The sequence below is a fragment of the Arthrobacter sp. 179 genome (assembly GCF_052379645.1).
GTDB lineage: Bacteria > Actinomycetota > Actinomycetes > Actinomycetales > Micrococcaceae > Arthrobacter_H.
On the sequence record NZ_JBQSYU010000005.1, the window covers coordinates 41,485 to 63,477 of the forward strand.

Consider the following 21,993-nt stretch of genomic DNA (forward strand, 5'->3'; position numbering starts at 1 on the left):
GTCAGGACAGGGGGGCCCGGCTCCGGGTCTGATGGGAAAAGACCCCACACAACAAGCCGAACAGGCAGCCCGCGGCACCGATGATGAGCAATGCCCCGGCGACGAGGAACCAGCCACGGGCCGTGGTCCCCGCCGTCGGGCCCACATGCGTGACGAACAGATACACCGCCGCGGCGCCGATGAACCCCAGGATCCCCGGGAACCACAGGAGCGTGGGCCAGATCCCGGAGGAGGACCAGGAGGAATCCGGGCCCTTCCATCGGTTCCACTCCGGCTGCCGACGCAGGATGATCAGGCCGGCCAGCAACCCCCAGAAACCGGCGACCAGATAGGCGGCGACCACGTCGGAGGGCCGATGCCAGCCCAGCGCAAACGTGGAGATCCCGGTCACCGCCGCATAGAGCCCGCCACAGGTCGCGATCAGGGGACGCCACCGGGGGGAGGTCACCAGGAAGACCGCGATCAGCGCGGAGGTGGCGACCGTGGTGTGCCCGGAAGGGAAGGAATTGCCGGTGGCCTCCGAGATGCCCAGGTTCGGGCGGACCAGCAGGAAGTGCTTGAGTATCTGGGTGCTGCCGATGGCGGCGCCGAAGGACAAGGCTGCCACGATGGGGGCATACAGGTCCCGCCGCAGGATTGCCGCAGCCAGCAGCGCCACCAGCGCCACGATGCCGGAGATCAACGGCAGCTGGTTCAAGAACGAGAGGGCCGCGGCCCGGGCCGTGTCGCTGTCAAGGAAGGCCGTCGCCCCGCGCAGGGCGTCTTCATCGGCCTGCTGTCCCGTGGCCGTGAGGACGAAGGCCCAATAGGCCACGCCGAACAGTCCGGCGACCAACAGCATCGCCAGGATCCACAACCCCGGATTGCGGGCTGCACGGTGGGGCGGTCCCCCCGGAACGGGTATTTCCCTGGTCTCGTTCATGTCGCTCCTAGCATCCCACGGGCCGGGCCGGTTCGAGCGGACCGCCGCCGATACGATGGTGTGATGGCTAATCCGGACAACGCACCATCCCCCTCCGAGGTTCCCACGCAGGCATCGAGGCAGATGAAGACCCCCTGGGCGCTGCCCCCCGTGGAGGAGATCCTGGCCTCGGCCCGTGTCGTGTCGTTGCCGTTGCGGGTGCGTTTCCGGGGAGTGACCCACCGTGAGGTCCTGCTCCTGGACGGTCCAGCAGGATGGGCGGAATTCTCCCCGTTCCTGGAATACGACGACGCGGAGGCTGCCCCCTGGTTGCGGTGCGCACTCGAGGCCGGCTGGCAGGGTTTCCCCGCGCCCGTGCGGACCAGCATCCCGGTCAACGCCACGGTCCCGGCGGTCCCGGCCGGAGGGGTTCAGGGGGTTCTCGCCTCATTCGACGCCGCCGACACCGTCAAGATCAAAGTCGCCGAACACGGTCAAACCCTGCGCGACGACGTGGCCCGCGTCGCCGAGGTCCGTCGCCTGCTGCCCGCCGCCGCCCTGCGGGTCGACGCCAATGCGGGGTGGACCCACGAACAAGCCCTGGAAGGCCTCGAGGCGCTCGCCGGGTTCGACCTGCAATACGCCGAACAGCCCGTCGCGGGAATCGACGGGCTGCGTCGGCTGCGTCTGGAGGTCCAGCGCCGGGGGCTGGGGGTGCGGATCGCCGCGGATGAGTCGGTGCGCAAGGAATCGGACCCGCTGGCGGTGGCCCGGGCGGAGGCCGCCGACCTGATCATCGTCAAGGCCCAACCCCTGGGCGGGGTCCGTGCCGCCCTGCGGGTCGTGGCCGACGCCGGGCTGCCCGCCGTCGTCTCCTCGGCCCTGGATTCCTCCGTCGGGATCCGTACCGGGGTGGCCCTGGCCGCGGCGTTGCCCGCGCTGCCATACGCCTGCGGACTCGGGACGGTATCGCTGTTTGCCGACGATGTCTGCCTCGACCGGTATGAAGCCCACGGCGGCTCGCTCCAGGTCCGCGACGTGGTGGCCGATCCGGATCTACTGTGCCGGCATGCTGCCTCCCCCGAGCGGCAGCATTGGTGGAGGGAACGCCTGCGGCGCTGTGCCGGGCTCCTGGCGGCCGGCCAGCCATAGGATGGGGGCATGACGTTCTCGGAAAGCCTCCTGACCTCCATGCAGGCGGCGCGGTTCGCCGTAGGGACCCTGATCGAGGACGGCGTCCGTGAAGTCGTCCTGTGTCCCGGCTCCCGCAGTGCCCCGCTGGCCTATGCGCTCGCCGAGGCCGAGACCCGGGGCCAGGTGCGCGTGCACATCCGCATCGACGAACGCGACGCCGGTTTCACCGCACTGGGGCTATCGTTGGCCACGAGCCGCCCGGTGGCCATCGTGACCACCTCCGGCACCGCGGTGGGGGAGCTGCTCCCCGCCGTGATGGAAGCCAACCACGCCGCCGTGCCGTTGGTGGTTGTTTCCGCCGACCGGCCGGAGGAGCTGCGCGGCACCGGGGCCAACCAGACCACCGACCAGGCCGGCCTGTTCGGGGTGCATGTCCGCTACTGCGTGGACATCCCGGCAGGCCAGGACCCGACGCCGGAGGTCAGGCGCGCCCTGCTGGCCGGGGAAGGGCTGCCGCTGGCAGGGTCCACCAGGGCCGGGGTGCATGCGGTGGACGTCAGCACCCCCACCCCGGCGTCCAGGGCACTGCGCCCCGCCGTCCAACTCGCGGCCCGTGGACCGATCCATATCAACCTCGCCTTCCGGGACCCGCTGGTCCCGGACACCGAAGGCAGCCGTGAGGACCCGACGGAGGCTCCCGGGAGCGGTGTGCCAGGCGAGCCGGATCCCGCCACGGTCGGGGACCTGTCTTCGGGCACGGTGCTGGACGAACTGCGCGAGGCGGAGCTGGAGAATCGACGCACGGTGGTCATCGCCGGACACGATGCAACGGCCATTGCCGAACGGTTTGCCAGGATGTTGGGCCTGCCGCTCCTGGCCGAGCCGAGTTCCAACGCCCGCTTCGGTCCCAATGCGATCGGCCCCTACCGGGTATTGATCCCGGAATTCGAGGCCAGGATCGACCGGGTCGTGGTCTTCGGCAGGCCGACGTTGAACCGTCAGGTGGGACGGCTGCTGGCCCATCGCGAGCTGCCACCGGCGCTCTACGTCCCCGAACCGGTGGCCTGGTTCGACGCCGGGCACCGCCGGGACCGGGTCATCACCGAACTGGGTGAACTGGCGGGATTCGCCGGCCGGGGCCCCGCGGGGTGGCTCGATGAGTGGAGAGCTGCCGCGCAACGGGCCACCGGAATCATCGACGAGGCGACGTCCGCGACGACACTGACCGGTGTGGAACTGGCCCGGACGGTCTGGAGCGCAGATACCGGCCCGCTGGTCCTGGGCTCCTCCAATGCGATCCGCGATGTCGATCTCGCCGGGACCCCCGGCCGTACCGGGCGGGCCGTCTATGCCAACCGCGGGCTGGCAGGAATCGACGGGACCCTGGCCACCGCCACGGGCATCGCCCTGGGCACCTCGCACGGCGTCGGGGAGCGCACCACGGTCCTGCTGGGGGACGTGACCTTCCTGCATGACGTCGGCGGCTTGTTCGTCGGCGCCGGGGAAACGGTCCCGGTCATGGACCTGGTGGTCCTCAACGATGGTGGTGGGGCGATCTTCTCCACGCTCGAACATGGTTCCCTGGCCGAACAACCGGAGTATGCAGGAACCGTGGAACGCTATTTCGCCACCCCGCATGGGGTGGATCTGCGCGCCCTGGCCGACGCCTACGGGGTGGACTACGTCCGGGTCGAGGACCGCCGCGCCCTGGAAACCGTCCTGGCCTCCGGTCCGATGGCCGACTCGGCGGTGCGCCGGCGCATCGTCGATGTGCGGATCGACCGTGTCGGAGTGCGCGGACTGCACCAGCGCATCATGGCCTCCGTCGCCCGTACCTGAGGCCGGCGGTGGGCGGGGCCCTTCAACCACAGCAAGAGCGTGGCTCCCACCGAAGCAGGGGCCACGCTCTTCGTCCTGGTGGTGTGTTCCTAGAGGACCTTGGAGAGGAATCCCCGGGTGCGTTCATGCTGGGGGTTTCCCAGGACATCGTCCGGTTTGCCTTGTTCGACGACGACCCCGCCGTCCATGAAGACCACCCGGTCGCCGACCTCGCGGGCGAATCCCATCTCGTGGGTCACCACCATCATGGTCATGCCCTCGTCGACCAGCCGACGCATGACCGCCAGGACATCGCCCACCAGTTCGGGGTCCAGTGCCGAGGTCGGCTCGTCGAAGAGCATCATGTCCGGATCCATCGACAGGGCCCGGGCGATCGCCACGCGTTGCTGTTGGCCACCGGAGAGCTGGGAGGGGAAGGCGTCGGCGCGATCGGCCAACCCGACCTTCTCCAGGTTCTGACGGGCGATCCGGCGGGCTTCGGTCTTGCCACGTTTCTTGGCCCGGCGCTGGGCCAGCACCAGGTTGTCCAGCACGTCCAGGTGGGGGAAGAGATTGAACTGCTGGAAGACCATTCCGATGCGGGTGCGGATCTTGTTCAGGTCCGTTTCCGGGTCGGTGATGTCGATCCCCTCGACCAGGATCGTTCCCGAGGTGGGTTCCTCGAGCCGGTTCACGCAGCGCAGCAGGGTCGACTTGCCTGAACCGGAAGGCCCGATCACGCAAACCACCTCGCCCTGGCCGACATGGAAATCGATGCCGGTGAGGACCTCGTTGTCACCGAAGCTCTTATGCAGATTGCGGACCTCGATGGCCGGATGGGCCGGTGCGGATTCCTGTGCGTTCATGGGCCTTACCGTCCTCTGTTTTGGTGGCGTTCGAGCTTGGCCACGAGCTGGGTCAGCGGCAACGTGATGACCAGGTACATCAGTCCCGCCACGATCAGCGGCGTCGAGTTGCCGAACTGCGACAGCGAATCTCGGGCGAATACGGTTAGTTCGCGGTCGCCCAGCGCCATGCCGGCGATGAACAGCAGCGAGGTGTCCTTGATGATGATGACCAGTTCGTTGGTCAGCGGTGGGGTGATGATGCGGAAGGCCTGGGGAAGAACCACGGAGATCATGGTCCACCCCGGTGCCATGCCCAGCGATCGGGCGGCCTCGCGCTGTCCGGCAGGAACGGCTTGGATGCCGGCGCGGATCGTTTCGGCGATATAGGCGGCGGAGACGAGGATCAGCCCGATCAGGCCGCTACTGGCGCTACCGCCGGGTGGATCCCAGGAGGCGAAGGCGGTGGGCACGGCGAAAGCGAAACCGAAGATGACCAGCAGGGCCGGCAAACCGCGGAAAGTCTCAATGTATGCGGTGGCGATCCAGCGGTACGGGCCCACCGGGGCCAGCTTCATCAGGGCCAGCAGCAGACCCAGGAGCAGGCCACCGGCAAAGGCGATGGCCGTGTAGACCACGGTGTTCTTCGCCGCCGTGATGATGATCGCGGGGAAGAGCTGCTTGGCGATCTCCACGTCGAGGAAGTTGTATTTGATTTCCTTCCAGTTCGCAGACAGGAGGAGGGCTGCGATGGCGGCGACGAGGATGACGTACAGGCTGCCGCGGAAGAGGCGCCTGCGAGTGGAGGGTTTCAACGGTGTGGCCTTCCGGGCGTTGTCAGGGCTGCGCCCCGGGGATTCTTCCCCGGGGCACAGCCATCTGGATTACTACTACTTCGTGGAGAAGTACTTGTCGTAGAGCTCGTCGTACTTGCCGTTGTCCTTGAGCTCGGCGAGCTGGGCATCGAGCTCCTTGAGGAGGGCCTCGCCGCCGTCCTTCTTCACGGCGAAGCCGTACTGCTCGTCGGTCTTGTACTTGGCGACGATGTCGAACTTGCCACCCTGGGTGTGTTCAAGGTTCACCGGAAGGTCCTGCAGCACCGCGTCCACGCCCCTGGACTGCACGGCCGGGAAGAGCTCGGCATCCGAGGGGTAGGCCTTGATCTTCGCGTCCTCGGGGGCGTTCTCGCGGGTGTATTTTTCACCCGTGGTGCCCTGCTGGACACCCACCTTCTTGCCGGCCAGGTCATCAATTGACTTGATATCCGAGCCCTTGGGCACCAGCAGCGACTGCTCGGAGTCGTAGTAGCCATCGGTGAAAGCGAGCTTCTTCTCGCGTTCCGGGGTGATGGTCATGGCACTGGCCCCCATGTCGCACTGCCCCGAGGCGAGGACAACGCCGGACTGGAGGCCGTCGAAGCCCACGTCCTTGACGTCCAGCTTCAGGCCCATCCCCTCGGCGATCGCGCCCACCATGTCCATGTCGAAGCCGGTGTATTCACCGTTTTCCTCATATTCGAAGGGCTTGTACGGGATATCCGAGCAGACCGTCAGGGTGCCCGCGGTCACCAGCCCCAGATCGTCGCCGCCGGCCGAGGAGGTGGACTGTTCGTCCCCGCCGTCCGAGCCGCCGCAAGCCGTCAATGACATCAAGGCAACGGCCGAAACGGCCAGAGCCTTAGTGAAGCTGGAGTGAATCCGCATGTAAGTGTCCTTCTCGAGTGATCCGACGGACATCCTCGCCGGGATGGCCAGTGTAGCCCGGGAACGGGCCCAATGAGATGTTCATCACAAGCTACAGTGGTGTCGCTCCGGTAAACAAGTTGTTTAGGTGACAAAAAGATTACAAATTAAGCGCTTCACGCATGGGGCGCATCTTTGCCCAGGATTCAGCCAGTTCGGCGGCCGGGTCGGAGGCTGCGACGATGCCACAGCCGGCATACAGCCGCACGGTCGTCGGCGATTCGACGACCCCGCCGCGCAGGGCGATACCGAACTCCCCGTTGCCGGTGGCGTCGACCCACCCGACCGGTCCGGCGTAGGGGCCGCGGTCCATGTTCTCCAACCGGAGGATGAGGTCATCGGCCGTCACCGTCGGGGTTCCGCAGACCGCAGCGGTGGGGTGGAGGACCTCGGCCAGATCCAGCGCCGAGGGGGAGGTTCCGTCCTCGTGCACCCGCAGCTGCGCTTCGACGTCGGAGGCCAGATGCCACACATTGGGCAGCTCCAGGACGAAGGGCTCCTCGGGGGCGGTCATCCCGGTCACCAGGGGCCCCAGCTGGACCGTCAGCGAATCAATGGCCAGGCGGTGTTCGTGGCGCTGCTTCTCGTTGCCCGAGAGCATCCGTTCGGCGTACCCCTCGTCACCGGATGGTGCCGTGGCCCGGTCCAGGGTCCCGGCGAGCACCCGGGCCCGCGCGGTGTTCCCGGAGACCTTGACCAGCATCTCGGGGGTTGAGCCGATCAGACCGTCGACCGAGTAGGTCCAGCAATCGGCGTAGCGAAGCGCCAACTCCCTGAGCACTTGGGAAACGGCCAGCGGAGAGCCCAGTTCGGCCACGGCATCACGGGCCAGAACGAGTTTGGTCAGTTCCCCCGCAGCGATCGCCCGGACCCCGGCGCGCACCGACTCCTCATACTGGTCCTCCGAGACCCGGCCGGGCACCAGCTGGTCGCCACCGGGGGAGAGGTCGCGTTCGGTGGAGGCCTCCTCGAGCAACCCGGCCAGCTCCGCCTCGGCCGCAGCGGCGCTGAGCTCGAACTCCGGGTCGTCGGTGACCAGGGTCAACCAGCCGCTGTCGCCGGAGCGCCCCACGAGTACGCGCGGGACGATGAGTCGTGAAGCATGGGGGCTGGTGCCCGAGAAGGCGATGGAGGAGAAGGCAACCGGTCCGGTTCCGGGCAAGTCGACATCGTCCTGGACCGAGGCCGCCGCCGAGACGTCGGCCCACCAATGACGGAGCAGACGGAAGCGATCCGGGCCGTCGGCGGTGAAGCGGGCTGCCTCCCCGAACCCGACCAGGCCCTCGCCGCGGCGGCCCCAGACGAGGGAGTCATCGCGAACGAGCAGGTCCAACAGTGAGCTCTCCTGGCCGGTAGCGCGGGCGATGGTGATGCTGCGCAACCGGGGACGGGATGGGTCCTGGGTCTGCGCGCTGCCGGTTTCCGGCGCGACGGAGCCGGGAAGATCAATGTCCATGATGGTCCCAGCCTACCCGGGCGTGCGGGGCGCTTTTCGCCCTGACGTTGAATTTTGGGATACTTGGGGAATGAGCCGTGCATCGCTGGAAAAGCGTCCCGAAGAAGTCCAAGCCATGTTCGATGATGTTGCCCCGCGTTATGACTTGGCCAACGACATCCTCTCGTTGGGGCAGGCACGGCTGTGGCGCAAGGTCGTCGTCGAAGCCGTCGACGCGGTGCCCGGTCAGCGGGTGCTGGATCTGGCGGCCGGAACCGGGACCTCGTCGGAACCCTATGCCGACGCCGGAATCGACGTCGTGGCCTGCGACTTCTCCCTGGGCATGCTCGAGGTCGGCAAACGCCGGCGTCCGGATATTGATTTCGTGGCCGGCGACGCAACGAACCTGCCTTTCGCCGATGACAGCTTCGACGCCGTCACCATCAGCTTTGGCCTGCGGAACGTCAGCGAACCGAAGAAGGCCCTGGCCGAGATGCTCCGGGTCACCAAGCCGGGCGGCCGGCTGGTGTTGTGCGAATTCTCCCACCCCACCTTCGCACCCTTCAGGACCGTCTACACCGAATACCTGATGCGCGCGCTGCCGACCGTTGCACGGAAGGTCACCTCCAACCCCGCCGCCTACGTGTACCTGGCCGAATCGATCCGTGCCTGGCCGAACCAGGAAGGCATGGCCGGGTGGGTGGCCGAAGCCGGGTGGCAAAACTGCAGGTACCGCAACCTCAGCGGCGGCATCGTCGCCGTTCACCGGGCCACCAAACCGGTTGACCCCCGGGCCGCCGCCCGTCCGGCCAGCTAGCCTCCAGTCGATTAAGGAACACCCGTGTCTGTATTGATCGTCGGGGCCGGCCCGGCCGGCTCGACCGCAGCCAGCTACCTGGCCCGTGCCGGCATCGAGGTCACCGTCCTGGAAAAGACCTCCTTCCCCCGGGAGAAGGTCTGCGGCGACGCCTTGACCCCCCGTGCCGTCCGTGAACTCGCCCGGCTCGGTGTCGATCATTCCGAAAACGGCATCTGGCGGCGGAACCAGGGGCTTCGTCTGGTCGCCGGAGGACGTTCATTGGAGATCCCGTGGCCCGAGCTCAGCGATTTCCCCGATTACGGGTTGATCCGTACCCGGGAGGGATTCGACGAAACGCTGGCCCGCCATGCCCAGGCCGGAGGCGCCCGCGTGCTGGAACGCCACGGCGTTTCCGACGTGGTCCGGGATGCGACGGGCCGCGTCACCGGCGTCATGGCCAACATCCTGGACGAGCGCGGCCGCAAAACGGGCCAGAGGCGCGAATTCCGGGCCGATGTGGTGCTGGCCGCCGATGGGAACTCAACGCGTACAGCGGTCAGTAGCGGGCTGCATAAGCGCGATGACCGGCCCATGGGAGTCGCCTACCGGACCTACTTCACCTCCCCCCGGCACGACGACGACTGGATGGAAGGATGGCTCGAACTGCCGGATAAGTCCGGACGCCCTCTACCCGGCTACGGGTGGGTGTTCGGGGTCGGCGACGGAACCTCCAACGTCGGACTGGGCATCCTGAACTCCACGCGGGAGTTCGGCAAGATGGACTACCGTCAGGTGCTGCGCGAGTGGACCGCCGGGATGCCGGGGGAATGGGGGTTCACCGAAGCGAACCAGGTCGGGCCGATCCGCGGCGCCGCCCTGCCGATGGGGTTCAACCGCACCCCCCACTACACCCCGGGGCTGATGCTGCTCGGCGATGCCGGCGGCATGGTCTCGCCGTTCAACGGCGAGGGAATCAGCTATGCAATGGAATCGGCCCGGATGGCGGCCGAGCTGATCATCGATGCCCGGTCGGGGCTGCGCGGGACGACGCCGGCGGCCCGGGAGGCACTCCTGGCTTCCTACCCGGACGTGGTGAGGAACGCCTGGGGCAGCCACTTCACGCTCGGCCGGATGTTCGCCCGGCTCATCGGCAACCCGAAGATCATGAAACTGGCGCTGCGTACCGGCATGAGCACCCCGGTGCTGATGCGGTTCGTCGTGCGGATGCTCGCCAACCTCACCGACGACGGCGGACGCTCTTTTGAGGATAGAGTGATCCATGTGCTGGAACGGTTGGCCCCGCCTACGGGAAACCGGCAAGCACAAAGGGCACGGCCCGAGAAACGACCCACCCAGATGACAAGCAGGTCCTAGAACCGTGAATGATTCCCCGACCAACTGGACGACCGCCGGACACGGTGTGCCCGAATCCGTTGACTTGTTCGCGGAAACCTCGGCGATCGCCGCGGGCATCAACCTGCCACCGGGGTTCCGAGCCGTCGCCGAGGACGCAGAATTCGGCCCCGCCATTTCGCAGGGCATGGCCAAGGTCGAGAAGGTCCTGCGCGCCGCCGTGGCCAATTCCGATCCGCTCATCGACGCCACCAGCCGCCACCTGGTCGAAGCCGGCGGCAAACGGGTGCGCCCGTTGCTGGTCATTCTGACCTCGCTGCTGGGCGAGGGCGTGGGCCCCGAGACCATCAAGGCCGCGGCCATCGTCGAGCTCACGCACCTGGCCACGCTCTACCATGACGATGTCATGGACTCGGCCTCCTACCGGCGCGGAGCCCCCACCGCCCATGAGGTCTGGGGCAACTCCACGGCCATCCTCACCGGTGATCTGATCTTCGCCCGCGCCTCGGTCATCGGCTCCGAGCTCGGGGCCCAGGCCGTGGAACTGCAGGCCAAGACGTTCGAACGCCTCTGCCTGGGCCAATTGCACGAAACCGTGGGCCCGCGCGACGGGGAGGACCCGGTGGCGCATTACCTCGACGTGATCGGGGACAAGACGGCGTCGTTGATCTCCACCTCGGGAGTCTTCGGCGCCCTCTTCGGCGGGGCCGCCGACTACGTTGACGTCATGCGTGACTACGGCGAGAAGGTCGGGGTGGCCTTCCAGCTGGCCGATGACGTCATCGACGTCACCGGAGCCCAGGTGGATTCGGGCAAGACCCCCGGAACCGACCTGCGTGAAGGAGTCCCCACGCTTCCGGTGCTGTTGTTGCGCGAGGCCGCCGCCGCGGGGGACGCCTCCGCGGCCGAGGTGCTGACACTGGTGGACGGGGATCTGTCCAGCGACGAGGATCTGGCCCGCGCCGTCACCGCCCTGGCGGCCCATGAGGTCACCCGGAAATCCTGGGCAGTGGCCCGCCAATGGTCCGCAGACGCCATCGGGGCCCTGGCCCCCTTGCCGGAGGGGCCGGTGAAGTCCTCACTGGCGGCCTTCGCCGATGCCGTGGTCTCCCGGGAGAACTAGCCCGAAGGGCGGGCTCGTCCCGGGTCCGGGGCCCAGCCGAGCGCCGCAAGGGCTGCCGACAACTCCCGGGCCTTGCGGGCCCTGATGTCAGCGGGAACCCGGTGGCGTAGCTGGCGGTACAGGTTATCGTCCGAATACCGGGGAAAGACATGCTGGTGGTAATGCCAGACATGCTGGTTTCCGGCCGGCTCATTATGCTGCCGTGTGGAGGTCCCCTCGGGATTCCACGCCAGTTTCATGGCCAGGGCGAGTTGGCGGGTCATGATCATGATCGACGCTGCGGCGGCGTCATCCAGATCGTAGAGGGACTCCAGATGGGCTGCGGGAATGACCATCGCATGCCCGCCGTAATCACCGAATCCGTCGCAGGCCATGATGACCGCGACCGTCTGGTCGCTGTAGACCAGATCGGTCGGCACGCACAGGTTGTCTTCCGACAGCGGGCCGCCGGCCAGCAGTTCGCAGAAGGGGCAGTGGTACCCGGGCGGCTCATGGCTTCCATGGGGGTGCACCGGCACGTGGGCTAGACCTCCAGTTCGGGTTCCAGTTCCTCGAAGACCCACTCGAACAAATCGAGTACGTATTCGCTGAAGGTCCCCTCCTCGCTGTCCCATGATCCGTTGGCGTTGCGGCGACGATGGACGATCGGGTCGGGGACGTCCAACTGGTCGGCCCGGAAGCCCCAGACATACTGTTCGTCCTCGTCCTCCATGAACAGCAGATACCCGTCCTCGATCTCCAACTCGTCCGGATCGAAGAAGAAGTAGTAGGCCTCCATGAGGTCATCACAGGCCCCGACCGCCAGGTAGAACTCCTCGAGCACCTGGGGGATCTCGACGCCGGCATCCGCGAGCTCGTCACGGAGCTCTTCGGAAGTCAACCCGTCCTGTGAAATCCACTGGTCATCAAGGTATTTGGGAATCAGGGAACGGAACTTCTCCACGAACATTTCAGCCATGCCTAAATACTATCTGTCCCGGGACTCAGTAGACGTCGCGGGCCGAGAGGGCCAGCCACAACTGGACCCGGTCCGGGGTGTTCGAAGGGTCGTACCCGCTGAGATCGGCGATCTGCTGCAGCCGGTACCTGACGGTGTTGCGGTGCAGGCCCAACGCCTCGGCGACGGTACCGACGCTGCCATTGAGCTCCAGGAACCGTCGCAGCGTGAGCATCAGGTCGGAGCCGTGGGCGGCATCAAAGTCCGTCAGGGGCTCCAGCGCCTCGGCTGCCAGTGCCTGCAGCGGCACGTCATGGGCCGCCAGGAGCAGCGACGTCAACGAAATCCTGGAGGGGTGGTTGATCCGGGCCCCATGACGCAGCGCCTCGACGGCTTCGAAATAGCTCCACCGCAGGCCGGTCACCTGGGCGTAGGAGCCGCCGTAGGACACCTTGGCCGGGATGCCGGCGCCCGAGAGGTAGGTGGCGAATTCCGAGGCAGCAACCTCGCCGTCCCCGGCGTCCAGAACCACCGCGAGCCGATCCTCCACCATGGCCGAGACCGCCTTTTCCCGTCCCGGCGGCAGCGGCAGGGTGGGTAGCGCCTTGCTGTTGGGTCTGAGCGCTTCGACCAGCAGGAGGGTGTGCGCGGCGTGGGGGGCGATCCCGATCGACTGCAGCCGCAGGGCGGCGTCCTGGCCCTCGACCATTCCACGGGTGAGGTCGGAGAGGACCTGTCCGCTGGTGGTGCGGCGGGATTCGCGCAACCGGGCCCTGCCGGCCAGCTCGACGCTGATCAGCGACTGGGCGTATTCGATGAGGCCCCCGCCGGCCCCGGAGCCTTCCAGATACAAGGTGCATCGATCCTGCAGGCCGGTGGAGACTGCCACGCTCTGCCATCCCTCGGCAGCGGGGGCCGGCCCATGGATCCGGGCCCCGTATTGGGTGAGCGCAACAGGCCGTTGGACTTGTCGGCGCAGCTCGCGCAGCAAGGGGTGCAGACCGCCGCTGAGCAGTGCCGAGGCCAGTCGTTGGTGGCCCTGCAGGAGCCCTTCCACACGGGCGACGTTCTCGGCGGCCAGTGCTTCGGCCATGATCCGGGTGATGGCCACGAAGGGTGTCTCGTACGGCACCTCGAATAATGGCAGGCCCACCTCCGTGGCCCGTCGGATGACGGCGGCGGGGACCCTGGCGTGGGTCAGCCCCGTGCCGTAGCCCAGGGCCAGCACCCCGGCACGGACGGCATGATCGACGAACCCGGTCTGGGAGGCGACGGTCTTCTGGCGGACCCCGGTGGTCAACAGGACCTCGCCGCCGGCCAGGAACGGCGTGGGATCGGCCAATTCGGTGACGGCCGCCCAAGACAGCGCGCTGTCTGCGGCGTCGTCCGTCCCGGCGAGGGGCTTGAGTTTCAAGGTGGGGGAGGACAAAAGTCCGGAGAGCGTCATCGCCATAAGCGCCAGTCTAGTCCGTGGTTGTGCATCGGCCTTACAACAGTTGGGATCTTTGGTTGTTGTGACGAACGCGACTCGGGGTAATTGTGACGAGCGCAACAGCGGTTTACGGTGTATGGCATGACCACTCCATCTCAGGCCGGGGCAGCGACAGCCAAGAGCCACAAACGAGAAACCTTCTCCTCGCGCAAGTTGTTCATCATTTCGGCCATCGGTTCCGCCGTCGGCCTGGGCAACATCTGGCGCTTTCCCTACGTTGCCTACGAAAACGGTGGCGGCGCCTTCCTGATCCCGTATCTGGTGGCCCTGCTGACGGCAGGCATCCCGCTGCTCTTCCTGGACTACGCAGTGGGCCATAAATACCGCGGGTCGGCCCCGCTGGCCTACCGGCGCATGCACCGCGCCGCCGAACCGCTGGGCTGGTGGCAGGTCCTGATCTGCTTCGTCATCGCCATCTACTATGCGGTCATCATCGCCTGGGCTGCGATGTACACGATCTTCTCCTTCGACAAGGCCTGGGGCGACGACGCGGACGCGTTCTTCTCCAGTGATTTCCTGCAGGTCGCCGAAGTCCCCGGCCTGAGCTTCGACTACGTGCCGGGGGTCTTGATCCCGCTGTTCATCGTCTGGGCCGTCATCATCGCCATCATGGTGCTCGGTGTGCGGCGCGGTATCTCGAAGGCGAACAGCATCTTCCTGCCGTTGCTGGTGGTCATGTTCGTCATCCTGGTCGTCCAGGCACTCTTCCTGCCCGGGGCCATGGACGGACTGAATGCCTTCTTCACCCCGAACTGGGGTGCCTTGGCGGATCCCGGAGTCTGGGCCGCGGCCTACGGTCAGATCTTCTTCTCCCTCTCCATCGCCTTCGGCATCATGATCACCTATTCCTCCTACCTCAAGCGCAAAACCGACCTGACCGGATCCGGCTCGGTCGTGGCCTTCGCCAACTCGGGCTTCGAACTGCTCGCCGGCATCGGCGTCTTCGCGGTGCTCGGCTTCATGGCACAGGCACAGAACGTCGCCATCGACGATGTCGTCAGCGGCGGTATCGGCCTGGCGTTCGTGGCCTTCCCGACGATCGTCTCGCAAGCGCCGTTCGGTGCGGTGCTGGGGGTGTTGTTCTTCGGGGCGCTGGTCTTTGCCGGCATCACCTCGTTGATCTCGATCCTGGAAGTGATCGTCGCGGCCGTCCAGGACAAGCTGGCCTGGGGGCGTGTGGCTTCGACGCTGGTGGTGACCGTGCCGATCGCCTTGATCTCGCTCGTGCTCTTCCCCACCACCACGGGCCTGCAGCTGCTCGATACCACCGACGCGTTCGTGAACAGCTTCGGCATCATGGCCGTCGCCCTGGCCGCGGTCATCGTGGTCACCGTGGGTGTCACCAAGCTGCCCGCCCTGCACGAACACCTCAACCGCACCTCCAGCCTCAAGATGGGCGGGCTGTGGCGGGTGCTGCTCGGAGGGCTGACGCCCATCGTCCTCGGCTACATCCTGATCTCCGAGCTGCAGGAGAAGGCCACCGAACAGTACAGCGGCTACCCTGCCTGGTTCAACGGGGTCTTCGGTTGGGGGATGGCCGGTTCGCTGATCGTCATCGCCCTCTTGCTGACGCTCGTTCCCTGGAGCAGGAAATCCAAGGCGAACAACGACCCGGAATACGACGTAGTCAAGGCCGACGAGGACGAATACGCGGCCGCGAAGAAGGAGGAGACCCTGCGATGACACCCATTGCGATCACCATGCTCATCATTGCCATCGTGACGGTCTGGGGCGGTTTGGCGCTTGCGCTGATCAACCTCTCCCGCCACCCCGAGGAACCGGAGGACGACCTGACCGAGGCCGCCGCGCCCGAACACTAGCGCCTTCCTTCAACGGCGGCGTTTCCCGTCCCTTCCGGGGACGGGAAACGCCGCCGTCCGTGTGCTGTGCGGATGCATAACGCATCGCCGGCAGGCCTGTGCCAAGCACCCTAGCTTCGGCCGTAGGCCTGACCGTAGGCTCGGTGCCGACGTCTGACCCCGGACGCAGCATCGAATGGAAGGAAGCCGCCGTGGAGATCGAATACCGGCTCGAACAAAAGCGCAACATCACCGGGGCGTTCCCCGGTCCGGCCTCCCTGGCCCTGGCCGAACGTCGTGCGGCGACCGTGGCCGCCGGCGTCGCCTCGTCCGTGCCGGTCTATGCCGCCGATGCCGATGGCGGGGTCATCGTGGACGTCGACGGAAACTCGTTCATCGATCTGGGTTCCGGCATTGCGGTGACAACCGTCGGTGCCTCCAATGCGAAGGTCTCCGCCGCGGTCAGCGAGCAGACGGCACGTTTCAACCACACCTGTTTCATGGTCACCCCCTATGAGGGGTATGTGGAACTGGCCGAGAGGCTGGCCGCACTGACTCCCGGCGAACACGCCAAGAAGAGCGTGTTCTTCAATTCGGGTGCCGAAGCGGTGGAGAACGCCGTGAAGATCGCCCGGGTCGCCACCGGCCGGACCGCCGTCGTGGCCTTCGACCACGCCTATCACGGCCGCACCAACCTCACCATGGGCCTGACCGCGAAGGCGGCCCCCTATAAGCGGGGATTCGGGCCCTTGGCTTCGGAGATCTACCGGATGCCGATGAGCTACCCGTTCCGTGAGGAGAATCCAAACATCTCCGGCAAGGAAGCCGCCGAACGAACCATCCTGTCGATGGAGAAGCAGATCGGCGGCGACCAGATCGCCGCGATCATCATCGAGCCGATCCAGGGCGAAGGCGGGTTCATCGTCCCCGCCGACGGATTCCTGCCGCGCATCGCCGAATGGGCGAAGGAGCAGGGCATCGTCTTCATCGCCGATGAGGTCCAGACGGGCTTCTGCCGTACCGGTGACTGGTTCGCCGTCGACCACGAATCCGTGGTCCCCGACCTCGTCACCCTGGCCAAGGGCATCGCCGGGGGCCTGCCGCTTTCGGCGGTCACCGGCCGGTCCGAACTGCTTGATGCCGTGCATCCCGGCGGGTTGGGCGGAACCTATGGTGGCAACCCGGTGGCCGTCGCCGCGGGGCTGGCCGCCGTGGTCTACATGGCCGAGGCGGATCTGAACGGTCGCGCCCGCGCCATCGAGGAGGCCTTCTACACCCGCCTGCGTCCGTTGCAGCAGCAGCTGCCGGCCATCGGGGACCTGCGGGGTCGTGGAGCCATGCTGGCCATTGAATTCGTCCAGGCCGGCGGGACGGCACCGGATGCCGAACTGACGCGGAAGATCGCCGCCGACTGCCTGGCCGCCGGTGTCATCATCCTGACCTGTGGCACCTACGGGAACGTGGTGCGCCTGTTGCCGCCGCTGGTGATTTCAGATGAGTTGTTGGCCGACGCCTTCGACGTGCTGGAGGCAGCCATCCGCCAGCACGCCTGACGGGCCGGGGTGACGGCCGGCGCCGGATCAGTCCTTGGCTGGTCCGGCGCCGTCGTGCTTAAGCGCGGTGGCAGTTGCCGCGCGGCGAGCCATCCGGGGAGGACCGGGCCGGCGCAGCATGTCGACCGCCACCAGGATGATGGCCACCCAGACGAGGGCGAAGCCGGCCAGTCGTTCGGCCGGCATGGCCTCCCCGAAGATGGCCACCGCAATGATGAACTGCATCACCGGGTTCAGGAACTGCAGGGTCCCCAGGGTGCTCAACGGCAGTCGCCGGGCCGCGGCGCCGAAGAGCAGCAGGGGTACCGCCGTGACGATGCCGCTGGCGGCCATGAGCCAGAAGTGTCCGGGACCGCTGCTCAGTACCGTCGCCTCGCCCCGGGAGATCAGCCACCCCAGGAAGACCAGTGCGGGAACCGTCAAGAATGCCGTCTCGAAGGTCAGGCTGGTCACGGCGGTGGCGGTGCGTCCCACCCGGTTCTTCACGAAGCCGTAGAGGCCGAAGGAGAAGGCCAGGGTCAAGGCGATCACCGGCACCGAACCGTAGGCGAAGGTCAGCACGAGTACCGCGGCGAGCCCGAATCCCAGGGCCGTCCATTGCAGCCGGGTCAATCGTTCCTTCAGGAAGAGAACTCCCAGGCCAGCGGAAACCAGCGGATTGATGAAGTAGCCCAGGGAGGCCTCCACGGCGTGCCCGTTGAGCACGGCAAAGGCGTAGGTCACCCAGTTCACGGTGATCAGGACCGCGGCGAGGGAGAGCCGTCGCAGGGCAGGGCGATCGTGCAAGAGCACGCCCAGGTCATCCCAGCTGCGGGTGATGGTGATGAGCAGCAGGCAGAAGACCAGGCTGAACACGATCCGACTGGCCACGATCTCGGTCGGTGAAGCGATCGCGATCGTCATGAAGTACAGCGGCATCAGGCCCCATAGCCCGTAGGCACCGAGACCCTGCCCCAATCCGGCGCGGCTCGGCCGGGGTGCGGCGCCCGCCGTTCCCGGACGTACGGGTGCTTCGGAGGCGCTCTGGTGGGACATACCTCTGGCAACCCGGGGCGTGCCCGGCCTATTCCGCATTCCGGGGGCTATTCCGTGTCGGAGTTCAAATAGGTCTGGATGGTCTGCACCGGTCGACCGGTCTGGACCAGCTGGCCGCGTCCCGGGGGAAGCGGCCGGGCCCGGATGTTGTTGATCAGTCCACCCTCCGACCGGTCCCCGCTCATGATCAGGGCGGCCGTTCCGGCGTCGCGCAGGGTGGAGAAGAACGATTCATACATTCCGCGGCTGGCACTGCGCACCTTGCGGGTCAGGATCACATGCAGATCCAGTTCATCAGCCATGGGCAGGTATCGGGTCAGGCGTGACAGCGGGGAGGAACCACTGGCCGTCAACACGTCGTAATCGTCGGCGATGACCACCAGCTTCGCCTTGCTGGGCTTGTTCTCCTCGTCGCCTCCGGTGCTGCGCAGCTCCAGTTCGGCCGCCAGGGCCCCGGAGAGCTGCTCGCCCACGATGGCGCTGCCGGCGTAACCACCCAGATAGTCGTCGGGCACGACGTCGTCGAGCCCCTTGCGGGGGTCGTAGACGCCGAACAGCAAGTCATCCGGGGCGTGCTGGGCGACCAGGGTGGCGATAACGTTGCGCAGGATGTTGGATTTACCAGATTCCTCGTCGCCGAGCAGGATCAGGTGGCGGTCCTTGGATTGCAGATCCAGGACGTGGTCTCCGAGGTCGACCTCGCGCAGCCCGAGCGGGAACCGGCCCCGGCCCGAGGCTGCGGGCGCCTGGTCCCACGCGACGCTGGGAGGCAACACCCGGACCTTCATGGCGGTTTCAGTGGTGTGTTCGGCCACCTGGGCCACCAGGTCCTTCAGCCCGTCGGAGAGGTCCTCGGGATCGTGGACCCCGTCGATCCGAGGCAGCGCCACATGGCCGATCAGCTTGCGGTCCGACAAGGCCCGTCCGGGGGCCTCCGGATTGATCCCGGGGGCCACCTTCCGATCGATCTGCGAGTCCGAGGGTTCGGCGAGGGCGGTTTCGATCTTGTTGCCGAAGAAGCCCTGCTGGGCCATGCGCAGTTCCGCATTGCGGTTCAAGGTGGTCACCACATGGATGCCGTAGCCCCCACCGCGCATGATCAGCGCGAAGACGTTTTCCTGGATCTCCTCGAAGTCGTCGGCGATCTGCCCGTAACCGTCGATGACCAGGAAGATATCGGCGCTGGGCAGTTCGGGCAGCCGCCCGTCGGCGTGCATCCGGCGCATCGTGGTCAGGGAATCGATCTGGTGGTGTTCGAAGACCCGCTCACGGACCATGAGCATGCCCACCAGCTCCTCCACCGTGCGGCGGACGACCTCCCGGTTGGTACGGATCGCAGTTCCCCCGACATGGGGCAACCCTCCCAGCGGCAGCAAAGCGGAACCGAGCAGGTCGATGCAGTAGATGCCGACTTCATGGGGGGAATGGGTCAGGGCCATCGAAGCCACCACGGTGCGCAACAAGGTGCTGCGACCTGACTGCGGGCCTCCGGTGATCATCAGGTTCCCACCGCCCGAACCGAAATCGATCTGCCAGAGGCCCTGCCACTGCTTGGCCGGGTCGTCGAGCAGACCGATCGGCACCCGCAAACCGCCTCCCGCCCCCAGCTGGAGGCCATGTTCCCCCGGATGGACGCCGCCGGCTGCGGCATCCAGGGGGATGGCGGCCGGCAGCGGAGGCAACCAGATCTCCTGGACCGAACGCGGGAAGGAGCGCAGCGTATCCATCAGCGTGGACATCACGGTCGGCCCGGTGGTGCGCTTGGCGGCCACGTCCTTCTTCCTGGCGGTGCCTTCGTCCCCGTCGGGCTCCTCCCCGGCATAGCGGGGGACCCTGAGCACCTCGGCGACCTCGGCAGGGGCCAGTTCATCCGCCTCGTCCTGCCGGACGTCCTCCACGGGGCCGGACACGTAGCCGGCCTTGAACCGCGTATAGACCGTGGTGTCGACCTTGAGGAAGCCGTAGCCGGGCACCGGGGGCAGGTGGAAGGCATCGGGGCTGTCCAGCACGGTCCGCGATTCGGATTCCGAGAGCGTGCGCAGGCCCAACCGGTAGGAAAGATAGGTTTCCAGGCCCTTGAGCTTTCCGGATTCGACGCGCTGGCTGCTCAGTAACAAGTGGACGCCGATGGAGCGGCCGATGCGTCCGATGGACAGGAACAGGTCGATGAAATCGGGGCGTGCGGTCAGCAGTTCACCGAACTCGTCGATGATGACCACCAGATGCGGCAAGGGGGCCATGTCCTCCCCGCGGGCCAGACGTTCGTTGCGGTGGACCTGGTAATCGGTGATGTTGGCGATGTTCCCGGCGGCCTTGAGGACCTCCTGGCGGCGCAGGATCTCGCCGTTGAGGCTGGCATAGACGCGTTCGATCAGTGAGAGGTCATCGGAGAGGTTCGTGATGATGCCTGTGACCTGCGGCGCCCCCTCGAAGGGGGCGAAGGTAGCCCCGCCCTTGAAGTCCACGAGGACCATGGCCAGCACGTCCGGGGAGTGGGTGGCCAGGAGTCCGAAGACCAGTGAACGCAGCATCTCCGATTTGCCCGAACCGGTGGCCCCGACACACAACCCATGCGGACCCATGCCGAATTGCGCGGACTCCTTCAGATCCAGGACCGTGGGACGGCCGGCGTCGTCGGGCCCCAACGGGATCCGCAGGAATTCGGCGTCGCCACGCGGTTTCCAGGTCCGCTCTATATCGGCCCGGTCCAGGTTCGAGCTGAGCCCGAGCATGCCGAGGAAACTCTCGGCGCCTTGGCCAGTCCCCCCATGCTCCAGCGAGTCGGCCGAGAGCCGCAGGGGAGCCAGTTCATGGGCCAGCGCATCAGCCGTCGCGACGGAGAGGGGGTCCAGGGATCCGGAGGAGACGTCGGGATGCACCGGATCCGCCCGGTAGTCCTGGACCTGGAACCCCTCACTGGTCTGGGTGATCCGGATGGTGATGTCGCTGGGTTCCTCGCTCCGGTCGTGCACCAGGTGCAGGACCGTGAGGCCGAGATCCCCGGGGGTGAGGAACCGGTCGGCCAAGGGCAGCTCCTGGGCCCGGGATCCATGGGTATCCGAGACCACGACGAGCCGTGCCAAGGCCTGGCCGGCCCGGCTATTGACCTTCTTGGCTTCCACGGCGATCTTGGCCCGCCGTTGCAGATCGGTATCCATGATGTCGGCCAACGACGCCAGGTCGGGGCCGATCCGACGCTCCAGTTCCACACCCGAACTGCGGCCCTGGTCCGCCAGATGCGGCAACCAGGTCGCCCACTGCCAGTCGTCCCGCAAATCCTCGGGCGTGCTGATGCCCAGACCCAGATCCTCGGGCGAATGGAACGCGCTGGCGGAAACCAGGAGGTTCCGGGTGGTGGCGGTGACGAAGTCGCGGTCGCCGATGATGCTGACGTTCCCCACCGAATCGAGCGGAACCGTCACCGGCATGTCGGGGCTGGTGGAGAAACGGCGCCTGAGGATTTCGGCTTCAGCGGCCATGAAGGAATCGGTCTGCTGGGTGGCGCCGGAGACGTCGTTGACCGTGATGTCCCGGCAGGGGCGGGACCCGGAACCGATCCTGACGTGCAGGAAGTCCTCGTTTCCGCGCCGGCGTTCCCAGAGCCTCATGGGGGTGCGGACGATGTCGAAGAGGGCCTCGGGCGGTGGGGCGCTTTGCCGGGCCACGCCGAGTGCCTCGATCTCGTCGGAGCGCATGTTCACCCGGGAGCGTTCCAGATAGCGCATGTAGTTCTCGCGCAGCTGGGTGCGCGTCCTCACGGCCTTGCCCCGGTTGGAGAACATCATGAAGATGGCGATCACCACGGTCACGATCATCATCATGGCGCCGATGGCCGCGAACGGGGAATTGCGGAACATCATCATGGCGGTCATGGAGACGGCGCCACCGAGCATGGGCACGATGGACATCAGGTTCAGCCCCGGGGCCTCGCCTTCGACTGGTGGGGGACCGTCGAGAAGGAAGGGGCGGAAGATGCGCAGTGGTGCCGAGGTCCGCGCTGGGCGGTGGATGATTCGCTGGGCCATCG

General features: G+C 66.8%; 18 protein-coding genes. 8 read left to right on the top strand and 10 right to left on the bottom strand.

Annotation, left to right across the window (positions count from 1 at the left end; translation table 11 throughout):
* Position 1: 1 nt before the first annotated feature.
* A complete protein-coding gene (locus ACT3UE_RS04675; RefSeq protein ID WP_444561080.1) occupies positions 2–922 on the bottom strand; it encodes a phosphatase PAP2 family protein in 921 nt (306 codons plus the stop codon).
* A gap of 123 nt (positions 923–1,045) precedes the next feature.
* Here ACT3UE_RS04675 and ACT3UE_RS04680 point away from each other — a divergent pair, with 123 nt between their 5' ends.
* Positions 1,046–2,053, top strand: a complete 1,008-nt coding sequence (locus tag ACT3UE_RS04680; protein ID WP_443382582.1) for an o-succinylbenzoate synthase — start codon at positions 1,046–1,048, stop codon at positions 2,051–2,053.
* Positions 2,054–2,062: 9 nt separating this feature from the next.
* The gene (gene menD, locus ACT3UE_RS04685; RefSeq protein WP_443382501.1) at positions 2,063–3,874 is read left to right on the top strand and encodes a 2-succinyl-5-enolpyruvyl-6-hydroxy-3-cyclohexene-1-carboxylic-acid synthase; all 1,812 of its coding nucleotides are present in this window, start codon (positions 2,063–2,065) and stop codon (positions 3,872–3,874) included.
* Between the two features lie 89 nt (positions 3,875–3,963).
* Here the strand turns inward: menD and ACT3UE_RS04690 are convergent, their stop codons facing one another.
* From ACT3UE_RS04690 to ACT3UE_RS04705, 4 genes are all read right to left on the bottom strand, one after another.
* Entirely contained in the window at positions 3,964–4,719 is a 756-nt protein-coding gene (locus ACT3UE_RS04690; protein WP_443382504.1) for an amino acid ABC transporter ATP-binding protein, read from the bottom strand.
* Positions 4,720–4,724: 5 nt separating this feature from the next.
* On the bottom strand, positions 4,725–5,513 hold the full coding sequence (locus ACT3UE_RS04695; RefSeq protein WP_443382507.1) for an amino acid ABC transporter permease: 789 nt from the start codon (positions 5,511–5,513) through the stop codon (positions 4,725–4,727).
* A 75-nt stretch (positions 5,514–5,588) separates the two neighbouring features.
* Entirely contained in the window at positions 5,589–6,401 is an 813-nt protein-coding gene (locus tag ACT3UE_RS04700; protein ID WP_443382509.1) for a basic amino acid ABC transporter substrate-binding protein, read from the bottom strand.
* A gap of 139 nt (positions 6,402–6,540) precedes the next feature.
* Positions 6,541–7,896, bottom strand: a complete 1,356-nt coding sequence (locus tag ACT3UE_RS04705) for an isochorismate synthase (protein WP_443382512.1) — start codon at positions 7,894–7,896, stop codon at positions 6,541–6,543.
* 70 nt (positions 7,897–7,966) lie between these two features.
* Between ACT3UE_RS04705 and ACT3UE_RS04710 the strand changes: the two genes are divergently transcribed.
* From ACT3UE_RS04710 to ACT3UE_RS04720, 3 genes are read left to right on the top strand one after another with little or no spacing between them, the layout of a single operon-like run.
* Positions 7,967–8,692, top strand: coding sequence for a demethylmenaquinone methyltransferase (locus ACT3UE_RS04710; protein WP_443382515.1), 726 nt, complete (start codon positions 7,967–7,969; stop codon positions 8,690–8,692).
* 24 nt (positions 8,693–8,716) lie between these two features.
* Positions 8,717–10,048 (top strand): geranylgeranyl reductase family protein, encoded by a 1,332-nt coding sequence (locus ACT3UE_RS04715; RefSeq protein WP_443382517.1) that lies wholly within the window; start codon positions 8,717–8,719, stop codon positions 10,046–10,048.
* A gap of 4 nt (positions 10,049–10,052) precedes the next feature.
* The gene (locus tag ACT3UE_RS04720) at positions 10,053–11,150 is read left to right on the top strand and encodes a polyprenyl synthetase family protein (protein ID WP_443382519.1); all 1,098 of its coding nucleotides are present in this window, start codon (positions 10,053–10,055) and stop codon (positions 11,148–11,150) included.
* Here ACT3UE_RS04720 and ACT3UE_RS04725 read toward each other — a convergent pair.
* Genes ACT3UE_RS04725 through ACT3UE_RS04735 form a run of 3 tightly spaced genes read right to left on the bottom strand, consistent with a single transcriptional unit; the run spans position 11,147 to position 13,540 of the window.
* Positions 11,147–11,668 carry an HIT family protein gene (locus tag ACT3UE_RS04725; RefSeq protein WP_443382522.1) on the bottom strand — a complete coding sequence of 174 codons (522 nt, stop codon included), beginning with the start codon at positions 11,666–11,668 and terminating at the stop codon, positions 11,147–11,149. The two genes, ACT3UE_RS04720 and ACT3UE_RS04725, sit on opposite strands and share 4 nt — an antisense overlap.
* Positions 11,669–11,673: 5 nt before the next feature.
* A complete protein-coding gene (locus ACT3UE_RS04730; protein ID WP_444561078.1) occupies positions 11,674–12,108 on the bottom strand; it encodes a hypothetical protein in 435 nt (144 codons plus the stop codon).
* A 25-nt stretch (positions 12,109–12,133) separates the two neighbouring features.
* The gene (locus tag ACT3UE_RS04735; protein WP_443382527.1) at positions 12,134–13,540 is read right to left on the bottom strand and encodes a PucR family transcriptional regulator; all 1,407 of its coding nucleotides are present in this window, start codon (positions 13,538–13,540) and stop codon (positions 12,134–12,136) included.
* A 120-nt stretch (positions 13,541–13,660) separates the two neighbouring features.
* On the opposite strand from ACT3UE_RS04735, the gene ACT3UE_RS04740 reads away from it, so the two are divergent.
* From ACT3UE_RS04740 to gabT, 3 genes are all read left to right on the top strand, one after another.
* A complete protein-coding gene (locus ACT3UE_RS04740) occupies positions 13,661–15,262 on the top strand; it encodes a sodium-dependent transporter (RefSeq protein ID WP_443382530.1) in 1,602 nt (533 codons plus the stop codon).
* Positions 15,259–15,399: a methionine/alanine import family NSS transporter small subunit gene (locus tag ACT3UE_RS04745; RefSeq protein ID WP_443382533.1), complete on the top strand. Its 141-nt coding sequence runs from the start codon at positions 15,259–15,261 to the stop codon at positions 15,397–15,399. The genes ACT3UE_RS04740 and ACT3UE_RS04745 overlap by 4 nt, the downstream gene beginning before the upstream one ends.
* 143 nt (positions 15,400–15,542) lie before the next feature.
* Positions 15,543–16,931, top strand: coding sequence for a 4-aminobutyrate--2-oxoglutarate transaminase (gene gabT, locus ACT3UE_RS04750; protein ID WP_444561077.1), 1,389 nt, complete (start codon positions 15,543–15,545; stop codon positions 16,929–16,931).
* A gap of 27 nt (positions 16,932–16,958) precedes the next feature.
* Here the strand turns inward: gabT and rarD are convergent, their stop codons facing one another.
* Positions 16,959–17,966, bottom strand: a complete 1,008-nt coding sequence (gene rarD / locus ACT3UE_RS04755; protein WP_443382538.1) for an EamA family transporter RarD — start codon at positions 17,964–17,966, stop codon at positions 16,959–16,961.
* A gap of 47 nt (positions 17,967–18,013) precedes the next feature.
* Positions 18,014–21,991, bottom strand: coding sequence for a type VII secretion protein EccCa (gene eccCa / locus ACT3UE_RS04760; protein ID WP_444566311.1), 3,978 nt, complete (start codon positions 21,989–21,991; stop codon positions 18,014–18,016).
* Between the last annotated feature and the right edge of the window lie 2 nt (positions 21,992–21,993).

What these genes read in the sequence shown, in the direction of transcription:
- ACT3UE_RS04675 (WP_444561080.1), bottom strand. Translation starts at nt 922, where the DNA reads ATGAACGAGACCAGGGAAATACCCGTTCCGGGGGGACCGCCCCACCGT.
- ACT3UE_RS04680 (WP_443382582.1), top strand. Translation starts at nt 1,046, where the DNA reads ATGAAGACCCCCTGGGCGCTGCCCCCCGTGGAGGAGATCCTGGCCTCG.
- menD (WP_443382501.1), top strand. Translation starts at nt 2,063, where the DNA reads ATGACGTTCTCGGAAAGCCTCCTGACCTCCATGCAGGCGGCGCGGTTC.
- ACT3UE_RS04690 (WP_443382504.1), bottom strand. Translation starts at nt 4,719, where the DNA reads ATGAACGCACAGGAATCCGCACCGGCCCATCCGGCCATCGAGGTCCGC.
- ACT3UE_RS04700 (WP_443382509.1), bottom strand. Translation starts at nt 6,401, where the DNA reads ATGCGGATTCACTCCAGCTTCACTAAGGCTCTGGCCGTTTCGGCCGTT.
- ACT3UE_RS04705 (WP_443382512.1), bottom strand. Translation starts at nt 7,896, where the DNA reads ATGGACATTGATCTTCCCGGCTCCGTCGCGCCGGAAACCGGCAGCGCG.
- ACT3UE_RS04710 (WP_443382515.1), top strand. Translation starts at nt 7,967, where the DNA reads ATGAGCCGTGCATCGCTGGAAAAGCGTCCCGAAGAAGTCCAAGCCATG.
- ACT3UE_RS04730 (WP_444561078.1), bottom strand. Translation starts at nt 12,108, where the DNA reads ATGGCTGAAATGTTCGTGGAGAAGTTCCGTTCCCTGATTCCCAAATAC.
- ACT3UE_RS04735 (WP_443382527.1), bottom strand. Translation starts at nt 13,540, where the DNA reads ATGGCGATGACGCTCTCCGGACTTTTGTCCTCCCCCACCTTGAAACTC.
- ACT3UE_RS04740 (WP_443382530.1), top strand. Translation starts at nt 13,661, where the DNA reads ATGACCACTCCATCTCAGGCCGGGGCAGCGACAGCCAAGAGCCACAAA.
- ACT3UE_RS04745 (WP_443382533.1), top strand. Translation starts at nt 15,259, where the DNA reads ATGACACCCATTGCGATCACCATGCTCATCATTGCCATCGTGACGGTC.
- rarD (WP_443382538.1), bottom strand. Translation starts at nt 17,966, where the DNA reads ATGTCCCACCAGAGCGCCTCCGAAGCACCCGTACGTCCGGGAACGGCG.
- eccCa (WP_444566311.1), bottom strand. Translation starts at nt 21,991, where the DNA reads ATGGCCCAGCGAATCATCCACCGCCCAGCGCGGACCTCGGCACCACTG.